15 protein-coding genes are annotated in these 19,063 nt (G+C 72.3%); 7 read left to right on the top strand and 8 right to left on the bottom strand.

Translation table 11 applies throughout. The features are described 5' to 3' along the window. The 3 genes from VIM26_RS01810 to VIM26_RS01800 all read left to right on the top strand — a co-directional run. The coding region (locus VIM26_RS01810) for an ATP-dependent DNA helicase (RefSeq protein ID WP_331948605.1) at window positions 1–2,310 on the top strand (2,310 nt) is incomplete at its 5' end. Between the two features lie 55 nt (window positions 2,311–2,365). Continuing rightward, on the top strand, window positions 2,366–3,370 hold the full coding sequence (locus VIM26_RS01805) for an L-lactate dehydrogenase (RefSeq protein WP_331948604.1): 1,005 nt from the start codon (window positions 2,366–2,368) through the stop codon (window positions 3,368–3,370). A 327-nt stretch (window positions 3,371–3,697) separates the two neighbouring features. Then, on the top strand, window positions 3,698–6,871 hold the full coding sequence (locus VIM26_RS01800) for an EAL domain-containing protein (RefSeq protein ID WP_331948603.1): 3,174 nt from the start codon (window positions 3,698–3,700) through the stop codon (window positions 6,869–6,871). Here VIM26_RS01800 and VIM26_RS01795 read toward each other — a convergent pair. Together VIM26_RS01795 and lexA are read right to left on the bottom strand one after the other, a co-directional pair. Beyond that, window positions 6,864–7,070, bottom strand: coding sequence for a hypothetical protein (locus VIM26_RS01795; RefSeq protein WP_331948602.1), 207 nt, complete (start codon window positions 7,068–7,070; stop codon window positions 6,864–6,866). The two genes, VIM26_RS01800 and VIM26_RS01795, sit on opposite strands and share 8 nt — an antisense overlap. A gap of 19 nt (window positions 7,071–7,089) precedes the next feature. Continuing rightward, complete coding sequence (lexA, locus tag VIM26_RS01790; RefSeq protein WP_331948607.1) at window positions 7,090–7,800, bottom strand: transcriptional repressor LexA; 711 nt, start codon at window positions 7,798–7,800, stop codon at window positions 7,090–7,092. A 310-nt stretch (window positions 7,801–8,110) separates the two neighbouring features. Between lexA and VIM26_RS01785 the strand changes: the two genes are divergently transcribed. Both VIM26_RS01785 and nrdR read left to right on the top strand, forming a co-directional pair. Further along, window positions 8,111–8,443 (top strand): LysM peptidoglycan-binding domain-containing protein, encoded by a 333-nt coding sequence (locus VIM26_RS01785; protein WP_331948601.1) that lies wholly within the window; start codon window positions 8,111–8,113, stop codon window positions 8,441–8,443. A gap of 252 nt (window positions 8,444–8,695) precedes the next feature. Continuing rightward, window positions 8,696–9,217, top strand: a complete 522-nt coding sequence (nrdR, locus tag VIM26_RS01780) for a transcriptional regulator NrdR (protein WP_331948600.1) — start codon at window positions 8,696–8,698, stop codon at window positions 9,215–9,217. Between the two features lie 320 nt (window positions 9,218–9,537). On the opposite strand, the gene VIM26_RS01775 is transcribed toward nrdR, so the two are convergent. The 4 genes from VIM26_RS01775 to mgrA form a co-directional block, all read right to left on the bottom strand. Then, entirely contained in the window at window positions 9,538–9,783 is a 246-nt protein-coding gene (locus VIM26_RS01775) for a hypothetical protein (protein ID WP_331948599.1), read from the bottom strand. A 62-nt stretch (window positions 9,784–9,845) separates the two neighbouring features. Further along, window positions 9,846–11,567: an AMP-binding protein gene (locus tag VIM26_RS01770; RefSeq protein ID WP_331948598.1), complete on the bottom strand. Its 1,722-nt coding sequence runs from the start codon at window positions 11,565–11,567 to the stop codon at window positions 9,846–9,848. Between the two features lie 33 nt (window positions 11,568–11,600). Next, window positions 11,601–13,034, bottom strand: a complete 1,434-nt coding sequence (locus tag VIM26_RS01765; RefSeq protein ID WP_331948597.1) for a serine hydrolase domain-containing protein — start codon at window positions 13,032–13,034, stop codon at window positions 11,601–11,603. After that, a complete protein-coding gene (mgrA, locus tag VIM26_RS01760; protein ID WP_331948596.1) occupies window positions 13,031–14,080 on the bottom strand; it encodes an L-glyceraldehyde 3-phosphate reductase in 1,050 nt (349 codons plus the stop codon). The genes VIM26_RS01765 and mgrA overlap by 4 nt, the downstream gene beginning before the upstream one ends. Before the next feature lie 89 nt (window positions 14,081–14,169). Between mgrA and VIM26_RS01755 the strand changes: the two genes are divergently transcribed. Both VIM26_RS01755 and VIM26_RS01750 read left to right on the top strand, forming a co-directional pair. Beyond that, on the top strand, window positions 14,170–14,943 hold the full coding sequence (locus tag VIM26_RS01755; RefSeq protein ID WP_331948595.1) for an HAD hydrolase-like protein: 774 nt from the start codon (window positions 14,170–14,172) through the stop codon (window positions 14,941–14,943). 71 nt (window positions 14,944–15,014) lie between these two features. Further along, window positions 15,015–15,218: a DUF5302 domain-containing protein gene (locus tag VIM26_RS01750; protein WP_331948594.1), complete on the top strand. Its 204-nt coding sequence runs from the start codon at window positions 15,015–15,017 to the stop codon at window positions 15,216–15,218. A gap of 56 nt (window positions 15,219–15,274) precedes the next feature. Here the strand turns inward: VIM26_RS01750 and serA are convergent, their stop codons facing one another. Beyond that, entirely contained in the window at window positions 15,275–16,474 is a 1,200-nt protein-coding gene (serA, locus tag VIM26_RS01745; RefSeq protein ID WP_331948593.1) for a phosphoglycerate dehydrogenase, read from the bottom strand. Window positions 16,475–16,546: 72 nt separating this feature from the next. After that, window positions 16,547–18,823: a HelD family protein gene (locus VIM26_RS01740; protein WP_331948592.1), complete on the bottom strand. Its 2,277-nt coding sequence runs from the start codon at window positions 18,821–18,823 to the stop codon at window positions 16,547–16,549. Window positions 18,824–19,063 lie beyond the last annotated feature (240 nt).

The following is a 19,063-nucleotide window of genomic DNA, read 5'->3' as shown; positions in this document are numbered from 1 at the left end:
GGGCAGCACGAGATGGCCCGCGCGGTCGCCGCCGCGATCGACGCCGGGGAGCACCTGCTCGTCCAGGCCGGTACCGGCACGGGCAAGTCGCTGGGCTACCTCGTCCCGGCGGTGGCGCACGCGGTGCACAACGACGAGGTGGTCGTCGTCTCCACCGCGACCCTCGCGCTGCAGCGGCAGGTCATCACGCGCGACCTGCCGCTCGTCGTCGACGCGATGAGCCCGCGCCTGCCGCGCGCCCCGCGCGTCGCGGTGCTCAAGGGCTGGCACAACTACGTCTGCCTGCACAAGGTCGAGGGCGGCTACCCCGCGGACGAGCCGGGCAGCACCCTCTTCGAGATGCCCGGTGACCGCGCGGGCGCCGCCGAGCATCCCGCCCCGGCCGACGACGGCGCGCCCGCTCGGCCCGGCAGGGCGGGGGCCGGTGCGCGGACCGGTGAGCTCGGCGCCCAGGTGCTGCGGGCCCGCGAATGGTCCCGCGAGACGGCGAGCGGGGACCGGGACGACCTCGTGCCGGGGGTGAGCGACCGCGCCTGGCGGCAGGTCTCCGTGACATCGATGGAGTGCATCGGCCCCAAATGCCCGAAGATCGCCGAGTGCTTCCCGACGCGCGCCCGGACGCTCGCCAAGGAGGCGGACGTCGTGGTGACCAACCACGCGATGCTCGGGATCGCCGCGTCGGGTGCGCCGGGCGTCCTGCCGGAGCACGAGGTGCTCATCGTCGACGAGGCCCACGAGCTCACCGACCGCGTGACGGCACAGGCCACCGCCGACCTGTCCGTGGCGACGGTCGAGCACGCCGCACGGCTGGCCCGCCGGCACGGCGGCCTGACCACGACCGACATGGACGCCGCGAGCGCCGCGCTCGGCACCGTGCTCGCGGAGCTGCCCGAGGGCCGGTTCCGTGACGGGCTGCCGCCGGCGGCCGCGGCGGCCGTCGGCGCCGTGCGGGATGCCGCTCGCACGTTGCTCAGCGACCTCAAGCCGGCCGGCGCCCCTCCTGCGGCGGCAGCCGGCGGCGGGCTGAAGATGGCGGCGTCGGCCATGCTCGAGCTCTTCGAGATCACCGACCGGATGGCCGCGGGGCCCGCGGCGGGCGGCGATGTGCTGTGGTGCTCGCGCGGGGACGACGGCGGCAGCTGGCGTGGCGCCGGGATGTCGCGCCTGCACGCCGCCCCGCTCGCGGTGAACGGGCTGATCCGCTCGCACCTGCTGGCGGGGCGCTCCGGGGTGCTGACGTCGGCGACGCTCGCGCTGGGCGGGTCGTTCGTGCCGCTCGCGCGCTCGCTGGGGCTCGAGGCGAGCGCGCAGCGTGCGCCGACAGCGCCCGTCGGCGAGGAGCAGACAGCGCAGGGTGCTGCGGAGGGCGCCGGAGTCACCGAGAAGGTCGCCGAGTCGGTCAGTGGCGCCGCGGAGAAGGTTGCGGCGAGGGTCGCCGGCAGGCTCGGCGAGAGGAAAGCGGCGCTCGACGCCTCGGTCGCACAGAGGGAGGCCGCCATCGAGGCGATTTTCACCGAGGGATCAGCGACGCAGCAGCCTGGCCAGACGGCGCCCGTCGCGGCGAAGCGCGACGCCGCGAAATCTGTCCCCGCGAAGTCCGCACCGCCGAAGCCGCCGTCGCCCGGCTCCGACGCGGGCGCGCCGTGGCGCGCGCTGGACGTCGGCAGCCCGTTCGACTACCAGCGCCAGGGCATCTTGTACATCGCCAAGCGGCTCCCCGCGCCGGGCCGCGAGGCCGCCACCGACGCCCAGCTCGACGAGATCGCGACCCTCATCACCGCCGCCGGTGGCCGCACGCTCGGCCTGTTCTCCTCGCGTCGAGCCGCGCTGGCGGTGGCCGAGGCGATGCGCGAGCGGCTCGACGTCCCGGTGCTCGCACAGGGCGACGACCAGCTCCCGACCCTCGTGAAGGCGTTCGCCGAGGACCCGGCCACCTGCCTGTTCGGCACCCTCTCGCTCTGGCAGGGGGTCGACGTGCCCGGCTCGTCGTGCCAGCTCGTGCTGATCGACCGGATCCCGTTCCCGCGCCCGGACGACCCGGTCCGTTCCGCCCGGTCCGAGGCGGTCGAGGCGGCCGGCGGAAACGGGTTCATGCAGGTCAGCGCCACACACGCCGCGCTGCTGCTCGCCCAGGGGGCGGGACGGCTGATCCGCGGAACGACGGACCGGGGCGTGGTCGCCGTTCTCGACCCGCGGCTCGCGACGGCCCGCTACGGGGAGTTCCTGGCCCGTTCGCTGCCGGACTTCTGGCGCACAACCGACCGCGAGGTAGTCATCGCAGCGCTCGAGCGGCTCGCCGCACTAGCCTGACCGCACCGCTCCGCGGCCACCCGCGTTCGAACCGACCGATGACCTGGAGGCTTTTGTGAGCGAGACCTACGACAGCGACGACGCCGGCCTCGGCCGCGGACCCCGGCCCGACCGGCGGACCACGAAGCTGGCCGTCGTCGGTGCGGGCGCCGTCGGCGCGACCGTGGCCTACGCGGCGCTGATGCGCGGTGCCGCACGCACCGTCGCGCTGTACGACATCGACAAGGCGAAGGTCCATGCCGAGGCGCTCGATCTGGGGCACGGCATCCAGTTCATGCCGATGGCCGAGGTCATCGGCTCGGACGACGTCGCGGTCTGCGCGGACGCCGACGTCGTTGTCGTCACGGCGGGAGCCAAGCAGAAACCCGGGCAGACGCGCCTGGACCTGGCCGAGGCCACGATCGGGCTCACCCGGATGATCTTGCCGCCCCTGGTCGAGGTCGCGCCGAACGCGATCTTCATCATGGTGACCAACCCGGTCGACATCGTGACCTACGCCGCCCAGAAGATCTCGGGGCTCCCGCGCGCGCAGATCTTCGGGTCGGGCACCGTGCTGGACTCCTCCCGGCTGCGGTACCTGATCTCGCAGTACACCGGCGTCGCGGTGCAGAACGTGCACGCCTACATGGCCGGCGAGCACGGGGACTCGGAGTTCCCGCTCTGGAGCTCGGCGACGATCGGCGGTGTGCCGCTGCCCGACTGGCGGGGGTCGAGGAGCGCGGGTCCGCTGACGCCCGAGGTTCGTGACGGGATCGCGCGCCAGGTCATCGAGTCGGCCTACCAGATCATCGCCGGCAAGGGCGCGACCAACTACGCGGTCTCACTCGCCGTGTCACGCATCATCGAGTCGATCCTCAAGGACGAGCATCGGGTCCTGCCGGTATCGAGCCTGCTGGACGGCTACTACGGGATCCGCGACATCTGCATGTCGGTGCCCACGGTGGTCGGCCGCACCGGCGCCGACCGTCAGCTCGAGCTGCCCATGTCCGACGGCGAGCTCGCCAACCTGCGCAGCTCGGCCGAGGCGCTCTCGGCAGTCGCCCGCCGGTTCGGGCTCTAGGCGAGCGTTCAGCGGAAGCCCTGCTCGGCGGCCGGACTCCGGCCGGACTCCGGCCGGACTCCGGCCAGTCTCCGGTCCCCGGGCAATCTTCACCCGAATGTGCCCAGCGAAAAACTCCCGCCACCGAGGCGATGGCATTTCAGCCCACGACGACCACGGAGCACCCCGCATTCGCCCAGAAAATCTTCCCGGGCACGGACCCCAATGCCGTACGGTGCCGGTATCTGCCGATCATCGGCGGACGTCGGTGCCGCAAAATGTGACATTTCGGGACGTGGCGCGAGGGTGCCGCTGCGGCCGGCGCGCAGGTTGGCGAGGGGGGCGTTGATGCACAGCGAGTCGCTGGTGGACGCGGCTGTCGGCGTCGTACCCCTGGTCCGCCCGCGGCGTCGCCTGATGTCGTTCGCGTCGACCCCCTGGCGTGCCTACCTCGTCCTCGCCGCCCTGCTCACGCTCCTGTACTTCCTGCGACCGGAGTTGTCCGCGTTCGCGTGGTCGGCGCTCGGCTTGTCCTGCGTGATCGCCACCGTCGTGGCGATAATTCGCTACAAGCCTGAGCGGCGGGCCGCGTGGTACCTGCTCGCGGCTGCGGAGCTGTCTTTCATCTCCGGCGACACGACGTACCGATTCCTGACCCAGGTGCTGCACCAAAACAATCCTTTTCCGTCGATTGCGGACGGTCTGTACCTACTCACGTACCCGTTGTTCGCCGGTGGCCTCTTCCTCTTCATTCGCGGCCGCTCGTCCACCCGGGACCGGGCGAGCCTCATCGATGCCCTGATCATCACCACGAGCCTCGGACTGCTCTCGTGGGTCTATCTGGTCATGCCCAACTTCCAGGCGCCGGGCCTGACGGGACCGCAACGGATCATCTCGGTCGCCTACCCCCTCGGCGACATCCTGCTTCTTGCCATGCTGGCTCGACTGGTCGGCGGCGGCGGGGCGCGGGTCCGCTCGATGCAGTTCCTGGTCGTCGGGGCGCTCGTCCTGATCGTCGCCGACGTGTTGTACGGCCTGAGTCAGCTCAACGGCGTCTGGCAGACGGGGGGCCCGATCGACCTGGGCTGGGCCGCCATGTATGCGGCCTGGGGCTGTGCGGCGTTGCATCCCTCGATGCGCAGGCTCGGGGCGAAGCAGCCGGTTCGCAGTGTCCCGATGGGTCGGCTGCGGGTCTCGCTGCTGGCGGGGGTGATGCTGATCGCGCCCGCGGTGCTGTTCGCCGACTCCGTGACGCACACCGGCATCGAGCACTCCGGTACGGTCGCGGCCTTCTCCGCGGTGCTCTCCCTGCTCGTCATCGCCAGGCTGTGGGGGATCCTGGGCGTGCACCAGCAGGCCGTGCAACGCGAGCGAACCCTCCGGTCCGTCAGCGGCGCCCTGGTCGCGGCACAGGGGGTCTCCGACATCTTCCGGACGGCCCTCGACGGAGTCGACTCGCTGACAGGCGCTGCCGACGTGACCCGGGCCGGGATCTACCTCGTCGCCGACGACGTCGTGGCGTGCGTGGCGCGTTCGGAGGTTCGCGAGGATCTCACCCGCGACGACCGGCTCTGGCAGGAAGCACAGGCGGGCGGAAGTCTGAGCACCTCGGGAACGCTCAGCGTGACGCCCTTGCGTTACGACCTCGAGGACCGCGGCATGCTGGTGGTGGAGACCGGGACGGCACTGACCCCTGATCAGCACGGGTCCCTCACCGCACTGGCAGCGCAGGTCGTGCTCGCGCTGGAGAGCGCGAACCTCGCCGAAAGCCTGCGGCAACGCCAGGGCGAGGAGCGGTTCAGGGGCATCCTGGCGAACACCACCGACATCATCCTGACCGTCAATCGTCGCGGCGAGATCACCTACGGCACACCGTCCCTGGGGCGGAGCCTGGGACGCCCGGTCGAGGAGGTCCTCGGGCGCGCACTGGCGGAGTTCCTGCGTCCGGAGGATGCCGCCGAGGCCACCGCCATGTTCGCAAGCTCCTCCGCCCCGACCGGGATGATGCAGGCCAGCGGCGACTGGCACCTGCGCCACCGTGACGGCACGTCGGTCGCGTTCGAGGTGCTGTCCAACAACCTGCTCGACGACGAGCAGGTCGCCGGCATCGTCCTGACGATGCGGGATGTCTCCGAGCGGCGGGCGCTCGAGGCTCGCCTGAAGCATCAGGCCTTCCATGATCCCCTGACCGGTCTGGCGAACCGGGCGCTCTTCTGGGATCGCGCGGAGCACGCCATGGCGAGGACCGCCCGGTCGGGTGGAGCGATCGCCATCCTGATCATCGATCTCGATGACTTCAAGATCGTCAACGACACCCACGGTCACGCCGCGGGCGACGATCTGTTGCTGCACGTGGCAACCCGGCTGAACGGCACGTTCCGGGCGGGGGCCACCGTGGCGAGGTTCGGGGGCGACGAGTTCGCGGTGCTGGTCGAAGACCTCGACGAGGCCACCCATCCGGCGGGACTCGCCGAGCGGGCGCTCGCGTGCTTTGCCGCGGCGTTCGACGTCGTCGGCGAGGACCTGTGGATGGGAGCGAGCGTCGGCCTCGTCGTGACCCCGCAGGAGCACGACGCGCTCGACCTGACCGAGCAGATGCGGTGCGCCGACCTGGCGCTCTACGCGGCCAAGGAGCGGGGCAAGGGTCAGGTCGTTCGCTACGAGGAGGACCTGAGCACCCGCATGCTGGACCGGCTCACCCGTAGGACCGACCTCGAACGTGCGCTCCAGCGCGACGAGTTCGTCCTGCTCTACCAGCCGATCGTGGCCATCGAGACGGGCGAGATCACGGGCTGCGAGGCCCTCGTGCGATGGCAGCACCCCGGTCGGGGCCTGCTGCCACCCATCGACTTCGTCGAGCTGGCCGAGGAGACCGGGCTGATCGTCGAGCTCGGTGCCTGGGTGCTGGACGCTGCCTGCGCCCAGCTGGAGTCCTGGGCCGGTGCCGGCAGTCCGGGGCTGCGCATGTCCGTGAACGTCTCCGCTCGCCAGCTGCGCGAGCCGGGCTTCGTCGATGAGGTCCGCTCGGTGCTGCGCCGCCACGGCGTGCGTCCTGGTCAGCTGGTGCTCGAGCTCACCGAGAGCATCTTCGCCCTCGACCCGCCCGCCGTCTCGGAGCAGCTGCTCTCCCTGCGCGATGCCGGGGTCAAGCTGGCCATCGACGACTTCGGCACCGGCTTCTCCTCCCTGGCGTACCTCCAGCAGCTCCAGCTCGACATCCTGAAGATCGACAAGGCGTTCGTCGACCGGCTGGGACTGGGCGACCCCGACGCCGGCGCGCTCGTGAACGCGATCATCTCGCTGTCCCACTCGCTGCGCCTCGAGGTGGTGGCCGAGGGGATCGAGAAGCCTGGGCAGCGGGACGAGCTGTGGTCCATGGGGTGCCGCCTCGGCCAGGGGTACCTGTACTCGACACCCGTCGCCGCAGACCGGATCTCCGGCCACCTCTCGATCCCGGCACCGTTCGAGGAGCACGCTGTGCCCGTGCCCGATGGCGTGACGGCGAGTGCCGATCCTAGGTGAGTCCGGGCTCCGCCGCGTCGTCGACCGAGGAGCTGTCGGGCGACCCGACCGGCTTCGATCCAGGCTCGCCGTCGGTGTCCGGCACTGCCGCGGGCCCCGCGCCCGCGCCGCCCTGCGCGGGCGCGGGCGGGTCATGGTGAACCTGACCGAGCCCGGCCCGGATGGCCTTGGGGCCGGGGTCGCGAATCCGTCCGGGCATCGTGAGCCTCCCGCTGCTCTCAGAGCTTCCGGAGCACGCTGACGACACGACCGAGCACCTGCGCGGCATCACCGTCGATCGGCGAGTACGCGGGGTTGTGCGGCAGCAGCCACACGTGGCCGTCCACGCGCTTGAGCGTCTTGACCGTCGCCTCGCCGTCGATCATGGCCGCGACGATCTCGCCGTTCTCGGCGACCGGCTGGCGTCGGACGACGACCCAGTCGCCGTCGCAAATCGCCGCGTCGATCATCGAGTCGCCCGCGACCTTGAGCAGGAACAGGTCGCCGTCACCGACGAGCTGACGGGGCAGGGGGAAGACGTCCTCCACGATCTGCTCGGCCAGGATCGGGCCACCAGCGGCGATCCGACCCACCACCGGTACATAGGACGGCGTCGGGGAGCCGTCCCGTGCGGCGAGATACTCCTCGCCGAACGACTCGGCCTCGCCATCGGCCGGCTTCAGGGCCTGGATCGGCCGTGAGTCGTCCGGGTGCATGACCTCGATCGCGCGCGGACGGTTCGGATCCCGGCGCAGGTAGCCCTTGCGCTCGAGCGCCGTGAGCTGGTGCTTGACGCTGGACGGGCTGGCCAGGCCGACCGCCTCGCCGATCTCGCGCATGCTCGGCGGGTAGCCACGGTTCGTGACCGACGACCGGATCGTCTCCAGGACGAGCCGTTGGCGCGCGGTGAGGCCGTCGCTGTCCGGCGGACCGACCGGTAGGGCGTGCAGCGGTTGGCGACTGTGTCCCTTGACTCGGGGACTGCCTGGCTCCTGCGGTCCGCCCGGGATGCTCCCGTGAGTTGTCACCGATCTCCTCCTCCTAGCGTGCCCGCCCGACCGAGCGTGTGGGTGGCTCGTGGTGCGCTTGCTCCGTACCCACAGCCTAGGAGGCAAAGGGCAATGTTTCAAACATCTGTTCGATCGTGTCTCGACAACCGGTGGAACACGTGCTAGACATCGTACAGACGTTCGACGAACAGGTGTTCGACGGCAAGATCTCCACGTGCCGATCGAGCAACCAGCCGAAGAGGAGCGGGACATGAGCGCAGCAGTGATGCACCCGATGGGCATGAGTGGCGAGATCGAGCTGACGCTCACGGCACGCGGACGCCGCGTGCTGGGCGGGCTCGCGGTGCTCGTGGCGTTCGCAGTGGTGCTGATCGGCGGCCGAGCGGTCGCCGGTGCGCCCGCCGACCCGATCCCGGTGGACACGTACACCGTGAGTACCGGCGAGAGCCTGTGGGACATCGCGCTCGCCTACACCGCCCCGCACGACGACGTCCGAGATACGGTCGACGAGCTCGTGGCCCTGAACGGTCTCGGCGACGGCGGCCTGCGTGCGGGCCGGCAGATCCTGGTGCCGGCGCGCTGAGAGTCGCCGTGCGCGCGGCGCCTCGTGCCTTGTGCGCCGGCACCTGCGGTGGCGCCTGCGGTGCGTTGCGCACGGCGCCCTGCGGTGCGTTGCGCGCGGCCCCCTGCGGTGCTGCCTTGCGTCCGGGCGCGTGGACCTCTAGGTTTTCCCCAGATGTGGGGCCGGGATCCGTCGCGCTGCCCAGATCTAGTTGATCGGGGCGACCGCCCTCGCCGGAACAGCCACCGGAAGATCCACCGAGCGGAGGTTGGCGTGCACTGTCCGTTCTGTCACCACTCGGATTCCCGCGTTGTCGACTCGCGGACCTCCGACGATGGCGCCTCGATCCGCCGACGTCGCCAGTGCCCGCAGTGCAACCGGCGTTTCACGACCGTCGAGACGGCGAGCCTGTCCGTGGTCAAGCGATCAGGAGCGACCGAGCCGTTCAGCCGCGAGAAGATCATCACCGGCGTCCGAAAGGCGTGCCAGGGGCGGCCGGTCAGTGAGGATGATCTCGCCCTGCTCGCCCAGCGGGTCGAGGAGACCATCCGAAGCACCGGCAGCGCCGAGCTCGACGCCTATGAGATCGGGCTGACGATCCTCGGTCCGCTCCGCGACCTGGACGAGGTGGCGTACCTGCGGTTCGCGAGCGTCTATCAGGGCTTCAATTCCCTCGAGGACTTCGAGGCGGCGATCACGTTGCTCCGCGCTGAGCACCAGGCAGTTCGGGACGCCGAGGCTGTGCCCGGCGATGCGGGTGTGTCAGACGCCGTGAGCGGCGGCGTCACGCCCTAGCGAGTGGGGGGTCGCGCCCGGGTGCGGGGCCCTCGCACCTCGGTGCGGGGCCGGCGCTGCGTGCGACGACGCTTTCGTCTCCAAGAGACGGGTTCGCTCTCGAGACGAAGGCGAACAGGAGCAACGCGATGCGAGCACCGTCGTGGGGTGCGGTGCGATGCGGGTCGCTCCGGGGACGGTGCAATTCCGAGAACGGCGGTTCCGGGAGCGCGGGTTCGGCTCATCGGCTCCGGTACGCAAGGGTCTCGGAACAGGCGTGACCCACGATTGTCCGGACGGTTGACGGACCCGCGGTCACTGCGAGCAGTGCTGCGAGTAAGTCAGAGCCGTTCGAGCTTGGCGCTGTCGAGTGCGACGCGGCGACGATCGCCCGAGCCGAAGTCGACGATGACGGCGCGATCGCCGTCAAGAGCCACCACACGGCCGAGGCCGTGCCGCTCGTGAGAAACGCGAGCCCCTACGGGGATCGGTTTGATTGCCGCTGCAGCCGCCTCTCGGGCGGCGTTGAACGGACTGTTGGGCAGGTGCCGGCGGCGACCGGTGGGTTGGGAGGACATCAACTCCATCATCCTCCTGTTCGGGCGTCTGCGGAACCAGCGTCCGCGAGCGGGATCCAAATGGCCCTGCGCTAGGCGTGCGCCGGACCTCGACCGGCGAGCAGTCCGTCGCGCACCGCGCGGCGCAGGACCTTCCCGATCGGCGACCGGGGGAGCTCGGTCAGGATGACCAGCTCACGCGGGATCGCGTACCGGGCGAGGCGTTGTTCGCACCACGCCCGCACCGCCGCGAGGTCGACGTTGCCCGCCGCGGCGTCCTGTGCCGCCAGCACGATCGCGGCCACCACGCGCTCGCCGAGATCGCCGCCCGGTATCCCGACGACGGCGGCGTCGGCCACCCCGGGCATCTCGCGCAGGTGATCCTCGACCTGTGACGGGTAGACCTTGAACCCGCCGGTGATGATCATCTCCTTGGTGCGGTCGACCAGGGTGACCGAGCCGCCGTCATCGACCACGACCACGTCTCCGGTGCGCAGCCACCCACCGGGGAGCAGGACGGCCGCCGTCTCCGCGGGGCGGTTCCAGTACCCGGCGAACACCTGGGGCCCGCGCACGAGCAGCTCCCCGCGCTCACCGGCGGCGACGTCGCGCGCCGGATCGTCGGTGTCCACGACGCGGATGTCCGTGCTCGGGAACGGCAGGCCGAGGGTGCTCGGGCGCCGGTCCGCGGAGCAGGGGTTGCCGAGCGCGAGCGGCGACGTCTCCGTCATCCCGTAGCCCTCGATCAGCAGGCCGCCGGTGCGTACCTCCCAGCGGTGGGCGGTCTCGGGGGAGATGGGCATCGCACCGGCGAACGCCACCCGGATCGAGGTCAGGTCCGCCGATCGCTCGGCGGCCAGGGCCGCGAGGCGGTCGAACATCGGCGCGACCCCGGCCAGGAACGTCGCCGGGCGCCGCGCCTGAGCCGCGAGAACCGCGGCCGGGTCGAACCTCGGGAAGGCCACCATGGTGGCTGCGATCCGCGCGGCGAACGTCAGCGAGAGGGTGAGCCCGAAGGCGTGGAAGAAGGGCAGCACGCCGTAGACGGTTTCCGCTCCCTCCCGCAGGCCCGCCCACGCGGCGCCCTGCACCGCGTTGGCCACGAGGTTGCGGTGCGTGAGCACCGCGCCCTTGGGGGTCCCGGTCGTGCCGCCGGTGTACTGCAGCAGCGCGGTGTCGCCGGCGGCGGGCAGCGGGTGGCGGGCGTCCAGCGGGCGCGCTCGACGCACGAGTCGGCGCCAGTCGAGCGATCCGGCCGGCGCCGGGCCGCCGAGCTCGCCCCGCAGGGTGCGTGCGCGGGCCACGGGCAGGCGAAGGGCGAGGCGCTTGCCGGTGGGGAGGTCCGCGGCGAGATCGACCGTCAGGAGCGCGCGCACCGCCGTCCGTCCGGCCGTCGCGGTGACCCGCGCGGCGGTCTTGCTCCACCAGATCGCGACGACCGCGCCCGAGTCGGCGAGCTGGTGGGCGACCTCCTCGGCGCCGTAGGTCGGGTTGTGCTCGACGACGACGGCCCCGAGGCGCAGCACCGCGTAGAACGCGACGACGTGCGACGTGCAGTTGGGCAGCCCGATCGCGACCCGGTCGCCCGGCCGCACGCCGAGCTCCGCGAGCGCGCCCGCGGCTCGGTCCACCTGGCGGGCCAGCGCACGGTACGACGTCGTGCGGCCGAGGAAGTCGACCGCGATCCGGCCCCCGAAGCGGTCCGCCGCGCGGGTCAGCGCAGCGGTGACGGGCTCGTCGGGCACCTCCACCTGGGCAGGGACATCAGGGGTGTACGAAGCCAGCCAGGGGCGGCCGGCGAGGGGTGAGGTCACCCGATCGACATTAACTTACGGACCCGTAGGTTACTAGTGAGTAGCATTCCGTTTCGAGCCGGTCACGACGTCGCCGCTCGCCTGCGCCGCCCGGTAGGCGTCGACCGGAAAGACGCTCTGCGCGCTGTCCGCCCGCAGCGAGGCGACCGAGCCATCGGGTGCCCAGGTGTACTCGAACGCCTCCCCGAAGGACCCGTAGCCGGTGCCGCCCCCGATCCGCAGGGTCGAGTCGTCCTCGACGGTGAGGTGCACCGGGTGGTCCGTCGGGTCGCCCGCCGCGGGGTCGAACGCGTACAACCGCCCGCCCAGGCGCACGACGTCGAGCAGGCCCCACAGGTTCGCGAACCGGCCGGTGAACCGGTCGAGCCCGGCGACGTCGTGCGGCGCCGGCACCTCGGTGGCTAGGTTCACGAACCGCACGATGGTCGCGGCGAGCGCGCCGGCCGGGCCGTCGATCGCGTTGGTGAGCACCGAGACCGCGAACCGGTCCACCGGGTCGAGGATCGTGCGGGTGATGTAGCCGGGGAACCCGCCGCTGTGCCCGACCGTGCGGCGTGCGCCGATCGTCGTCAGGATCACACCGAGGCCGTAGTCCTCGCCGTCGCGCACCGCGCTCCACTCGCTGTGCTGCATGCGCCGCTTGGCGGCGTCGCTCAGCAGTCGCGAGTCGCCGAGGTAGTGCGCGGCGGCGAACCGGACGAGGTCCTCGGCGGTCGAGTACACGCCCGTCGCGGGGGCCAGCGCGCGCGTGTCGATCGGGTCGATCCCCTGCCGCGGTGAATCCTGGGCGGCGGCCGTCGCCGCGCCGGTGTGCCCGGTCGCGAACTGCGCGGCGCGGGCCGGGTCCCACTCGCTCCCGGTGGCCTCGAGCCCGAGCGGGGCGGCGATGCGCGCCCGGACGTACTCGCCGAACGTGAGCCCGCTCGCCGCCTCGATGACCTGCCCGAGCAGCCCGAAGCCCAGGTTGGAGTACTTGAACCGTTCGGCGACCGGACGGATCGGGGCGCCCGAACCCGGCCCGGTGACCGCGAGCAGGCGTTCGGCGTCGGGGAACGGCGCGAAGAGCTGCCAGAAGTCGCCGTCGGTGGAGTCGCGGCTGACGCCCGCGCCGTGCCCGAGCAGGTCCCGAAGGCTCGCGGCGCCGAGCGGAGTGCCGGTGAGCGGGGCGAGCCAGCTCTCGACCGGGTCGTCCAGGCGCAGCAGGCCGGCCTCGGCCAGCTGGAGCACCGCCGTCGCGGTGAACATCTTCGAGTGCGACGCCACCCGGAACAGGTGCCGCGTGGTCAGCGCGGTGCCCGCGGCGACGTCGGCCAGGCCGTACGCGCGGGACAGCAGCAGGTCGTCGCCGTGCGCGACGGCGACCTGCACCCCGGGGACCCGCGTCAGGCGCTGCTGCACCTCGAGCCACTGCCCGGCATACCGGGCCGCATCGGCGACCGCCGCAGCGGTCGCCGTGGGAGCCGTCACAGGTCGCTCGAGCGTGACGCCCAGATGTTGACCCCGGCGTCGACGGCGTGCTCGTCGATCGCCGCGAGCTCGCCGGCGGAGAAGTCGAGCCGCTCCAGGGCCGCGAGGTTCTCGTCGAGCTGCGCGACGCTGCTCGCGCCGAGCAGCGCCGAGGTGACCCGCGGGTCGCGCAGGCTCCAGGCGATCGCCAGCTGCGCGAGCGACTGCCCGCGCGCGGCCGCGAGGTCGCCGAGCGCGCGGACGTGGCCGAGGTTCTCCGCGGTGAGGAACTCCGCCCGCAGGGACCCGCCGCGCGCGGCTCGCGAGTCCGCGGGCACGCCGCCCAGGTACTTCGAGGTGAGCATGCCCTGCGCGAGCGGCGAGAACACGATGGTGCCGAGCCCGGCCGACCCGAGCACGTCGAGCAGCGAGCGGTCCCCGGCGAGCGGATCGGGCCGCTCGATCCAGCGGTTGAGCATCGAGTGCGACGGCTGGTGGATGGTCAGCGTGAGGCCGATCGACGCCGCGACCTCGAGCGCCTCCAGCGTGCGGTGGGCGCTGTAGGAGGAGATGCCGACGTACAGCGCCCGGCCGGAGTCCAGCGCGGTCTTGAGCGCGCCCATCGTCTCGGTGAGCGGGGTCGTCTCGTCGAACCGGTGGCTGTAGAAGAGGTCGACGTAGTCCACCCCCAGCCGCGCGAGCGACTGGTCGAGGGACGCCAGCAGGTACTTGCGCGAGCCGCCCACCCCGTACGGGCCGGGCCACATGTCGTAGCCCGCTTTGGTGGAGATGACCAGCTCGTCGCGGAACGGCGCGAGGTCCGAGCGCAGGATCGCGCCGAAGTTCTGCTCCGCCGAACCGGGCGGCGGACCGTAGTTGTTCGCCAGGTCGAAGTGCGTGATGCCGCGGTCGAACGCGTGCAGCACGACGTCGCGCTGGCGCGCCAGCGGATCGCCCGCGCCGAAGTTCTGCCACAGCCCGAGCGAGATCGCGGGCAGGTCGAGCCCGCTCCGTCCGGTCCGGCGGTACGGCAGCGAGGCATAGCGGGTCGGCTCGGCGAGATGCATGCCTCGACGCTACGCGAGCCGCCGGCCAGGGGCGGCGCGGGCCGGCATCGGGCGGTCGCCTCCCAGCCCGGGCGGTTACGCTCATCGGTGTGCTCAACCCCGCGCCGATCGACACCGTCCTGTTCGACCTCGACGGCACGCTCACCGACCCGCAGGTGGGGATCACCGGCTCCTACCGGCACGCGCTCGCCGCCGTCGGGCGTCCCGTGGCCGACGACGACGACCTCACCTGGGTGATCGGGCCGCCGCTGCAGGAGAACCTGTCGCTGCTGGGCGTGCGCGACGACGAGCTGCCGGCGGCCATGGACGCCTACCGTGACCGGCACAGCGCGCAGGGACTGTACGAGGCCGAGCTGGTGCCCGGCATCGCGGACCTGGTGCGCAGCCTCGACGCGAACGGGTTCCGGCTCGCACTCGCGACCGCGAAGCCGGTCGCCGACGGCGAGCTGACGCTCGCGCACTTCGGCCTCGACGAGTACTTCACGGTCATCGCGGGCAACACCGTGGAGGGCACGCTGAGCAAGGCCGAGGTCGTGGCCGGCGCCCTGCGCCAGCTCGGCGCGCCGGACCCGGCGAGGGTCGTGATGGTCGGCGACCGCCGGCACGACATCGAGGGCGGCGCCGCGAACGGCGTCACGTCGATCGGGGTCGGTTGGGGTTTCGCGGCCGACGGCGAGCTGGTCGGGGCGGGTGCGGACCACGTCGTGGCGACCGTCGCCGAGCTCGACCGGCTGCTCTGTGTGCTGCCGGGCGCCACGCCGGGCGCCACGCCAGGCGCAACACCGGGCGCCACGCCCGACGCCCTGCCCGACGGCGAATGGGTGGACCGCACGCCCGCCGCCAGCCAATCCATTGGCATCTGACCACCCCACCGACCAGGCTGGGGACAGTGGCCGCGAACGCGGCCGGCACCACTGAGCAGGAGGAACCGCAGATGGCGCAACAGGAGCACGACGACGCAGCCACGAGTGAGGGCGCGCACGAGGACGCCAAAGCGAAGTTCCGTGAGGCGCTAGACCGCAAGAAAGCCGGCCAGCACCGCACGACCGACGGCCAGTCCAACACCGGCCAGGTGCACGGTTCGGAGACCTCAGGTCCCGTCCAGCGCACCTTCCGCCGCCGCGCCGGCTCAGCCTGAGAAAAGACTCCGCCGGGACCTCCGCCGAGGGCGGAGGTCCCGGCGGAGTCCGGCTCTTAGGAGAGCAGACGCAGGCGGACGGTCTGGGACATGTTCGCCAGGGCGTCCACGGCGTCCGGGGCGATGTCCGAGCCGACGTCGGTCACCACGTAGCCGAGGTCGCCGCGGGTGGCCAGGATCTGACCCTCGATGTTCACCCCGTGGTTCGCGAGCACCGCGTTCACCGCGGCGAGCACGCCCGGGGTGTTGCTGTGCAGGTGCGCGAGCCGGTGGCTCGAGGGCGTCTGCTCGAGCGCGAGGTTCGGCACGTTCACGCTGAGGGTCGTGGTGCCGGTCGCGAGGTAGTCCCGGAGCTTGTTCGAGACGAACACCCCGATGGCCTCCTGCGCCTCCTCGGTCGACCCGCCAGTGTGCGGCGTGAGGATCACGTTCGCCATGTTCTGCAGCGGGGACACGAACGTGTCGCCGCGGCGCTTCGGCTCGACCGGGAAGACGTCGACCGCCGCACCGGCGAGGTGCCCGGAGCTGATCGCCTCGGCCAGCACGGCGTCGTCGACCACGAAGCCGCGCGAGAGGTTGAGGAACACCGCGCCGGGCCGCATCCGGGCGAACTGCTTGGCGCCGAACAGCCCGGCGTTGCCGTCGCGGCCGTCGACGTGCAGGGTGACGATGTCGGCCGTCTCGAGCAGCTCGTCGATGGTCTCCATGCGCCGGGCGTTGCCCAGCGCGAGCTTCTCGGCGGTGTCGTAGAACACGACCGACATGCCGAGGTTCTCCGCGAGCACGGACAGCTGGGTGCCGATGTTTCCGTAGCCGATGATGCCGAGCGTGCGGCCGCGCACCTCGTGCGCGCCCTCGGAGGTCTTGTTCCAGACGCCCTCGTGCATCGACCGGTTGAGCACCGGCTGCCGGCGGGTCAGGGCGATGATGTCGGCCAGCGCGATCTCGACCACGGACCGGGTGTTGGAGAACGGCGCGTTGAACGCCGCCACACCCCGGTGCCCGGCGGCGGCGAGGTCGATCTGGTTCGTGCCGATGCAGTAGGCCCCGATGGCGAGCAGGTCGGGGGCGTTCGCGACGACCTTCTCGGTGACGTGGGTCTTGGACCGGATGCCGAGCAGATGCACGCCCTGGAGGGCGTCGATGAGCTCGGACTCGTCCAGGGAGCCCGTACGCGTGATCACCTCGATCCCCTGTGCGGCCAGGATCGACGTGGCAAGCGGATGGAGGTTCTCGAGGAGCAGGGCGCGTAGCACGGCGCCATGTTCCTCCCGTTCGCGCTCTGGGCCAAGAAAGTCCCGCCCATCGGACGCTCCGAAGCGCGCGGGCTACCGCGCGGACGGCTCCGGAGCGAACCCCGGCGCAAGCTCCGCGTGGTGCACCACGCGCAGCTGCTGGGTCGGGCGGGTCATCGCGACGTACAGGTCGCCCGTGCTCGCCGCGCCCACCTCGGCGGGCTCGACGAGCACGACGATGTCGAACTCGAGCCCCTTGGCCTCGCGCGGCCGCAGCAGGATCAGCGGGGCGTCCAACGCCGAGACGCCCGAGCCCAGCGCGTCGTCCAGCCCCTCGTCGGAGAGCGCCGCACGCACCGCGGGCAGCAGGTCCCCGGGCACGATGACCGCCACCCGGCCCCCCTCCGCGCCGGCGTGGAGCCGCCGGAGCGCGGCGCGGGCGTGCCGGGCGGCGCCCGCGGCGAGCGCGCCGGCGTCGGGCACCTGCTCGACGACGAGTGCGTCGTCGACCTCGCGGGCCGACGTCAGCGAGCTCACCGGCAGGCCGGCCGCGATCGCGACCCGCTGCGCGGCGTCCGCAACCGAAGACGGCGTGCGGTAGTTGACCGTGAGCTCGGTGAGGCGCCAGCTTGTGCGCAGCAGCGGGTCGAGCATGGCGGGCCAGGAGTGCGCGCCGGCCCGGGTGGAGGTCTGCGCGACGTCGCCCACGATCGTCATGGAACGGGTCGGCACCCGGCGCAGCAGCATCCGCCAGGCCATCGCCGAGAGCTCCTGGGCCTCGTCGACCACGACGTGCGCGTAGGTCCACGTCCGGTCCGCCGCCGCGCGCTCGGCGGTCGTCAGGCGCGGACCGGTGCTCGCGAACCGGTCGGCGAGCAGCTCGGCCGAGACCAGGCCCTCGTTCCCGGAGGACTGCAGCACCCGGCGCGCGTACTCGAGCTCGGCGGTGCGGTTCGCGGCGTCCGTGCGCGCCTGCGCCCGGGCGGCCTGGTCGTCCTCGCCGAGCAGCTCGGCGGCCTCGTCGAGCAGCGGCACGTCGGCCGGGGTCCATGGCGCGCCGGCCTCGCGGTAGAGCAGGGCCCGGTCGGCCGCGCCCAGTCCGGGGGCCGCCGCGGCGAGCCGCGCCGGCTTGCTGAACAGGTCCTCGATGAGCTTCTGCGGGGTGAGCGGCATCCAGGCGAGGTTGAGCGCGATCCGCACGTCACGGTCCGCACGGAGCTCCTCGAGCACGTCGCCGCGCTCGTCGGCCGCGAGCGGGTAGCCGAGCTGCTCGACGTACTGCTCGGCGAGCCGGGAGAGCATGTCGCGCACGAACGTGATGCGCGCGAGGTTGTGCGGGCGGTGGTTGCGGCGGGCCCGCGCGATCGCCTCCGAGACGTCCCGCGGCGTGATGACCAGGGTGTTCCCGTCGATGCGCAGCTCCTTGCTGGCCGCGGGCACCCGCTGGCGCTGGCGCACGGCGCGCGCGATCACCTCGCCGAAGAGCTGGCGGCCCTTGAGCTCGGCGATCGCCTCGTCCTCGACGCCGGTGGCGCTCAGCCGGGGGTAGAGCTCGGAGATCGTCGTGGTCACCACGCCGGTCTCGCCGAGCGAGGGCAGCACCTGGTCGATGTAGCGCAGGAAGACCCGGCTCGGTCCGATCAGGAGCACGCCGGAGCGCTCGAGCAGCCGGCGGTGGGAGTACAGCAGGTAGGCCGCCCGGTGCAGCGCGACCGCCGTCTTGCCGGTGCCCGGGCCGCCCTGGACCACGAGCGCGCCCGCGAGGTCGGCCCGGATGATCGCGTCCTGCTCGGCCTGGATGGTCGCGACGATGTCGCCCATCCGGCCGGTCCGGCCGGCCGCGAGGGCCGCGAGCAGCGCACCCTCGCCGGTCAGGCCGGACAGGTGGTCGGTGCCGTCCCAGTCCCCGTCCGCGCCGACGCCGAGCGCGTCCAGGTCGAGCACCTCGTCCTCGATCCCGGTCACCGACCGGCGGCGCGTGATCAGGTGCCGGCGCCGCACGACGCCGTCGGCGTGCGCGGCGGTCGCCCGGTAGAAGGCCTGCGCCGCGGGCGCGCGCCAGTCGGTCAGCATCGAGGAGTGGTCGGTGTCGGTCAGCCCGATCCGGCCGATGTACCGCCGGTCGCCGTCGGTCAGGTCGAGACGCCCGAACGCGAGGCGGTCCTCGACGGCCTCGAGCTGGGCGATCCGGTCCTCGTAGAGCGTCGCGAAGGCGTCCCGCTCGCTGCGGTTCTGCGGGGAGCCCGAGGGGCCCTCGCGGCGGACCTCGCGCAGCCGTTCACGGGTCTGTGCCCGGAGCCCGTCGAGCCGGTCGTACAGCCCGTCCACGGTCTTCTGCTCACCGCGCAGCTCCGACTCGCGACCCGCCATCGTTGTGCTCCCGCCCACCTGCGTCGACGGCCAGATCCGGCCGCCCGCCCGTCCGGGCGGCGTCCATTATCCGCTCTCGGGCGTGCGGCGCGCACCCGTGTCCGCCCCGCGCCGTTATCCACCGGTCGGCGGACGCGGCCCCGCGCGCGCGGGGGTGAGAATGGTCGTCATGACCCGGAACTCCCGGATGCTCGGAGCAGGTGCGGGAAGGATCCGCGACCACCGAGCGTTGATCCGAAG

It is taken from the genome of Pengzhenrongella sp., from assembly GCF_036565025.1.
GTDB lineage: Bacteria > Actinomycetota > Actinomycetes > Actinomycetales > Cellulomonadaceae > Pengzhenrongella.
This window is presented reverse-complemented; position numbering and strand designations above follow the sequence as displayed.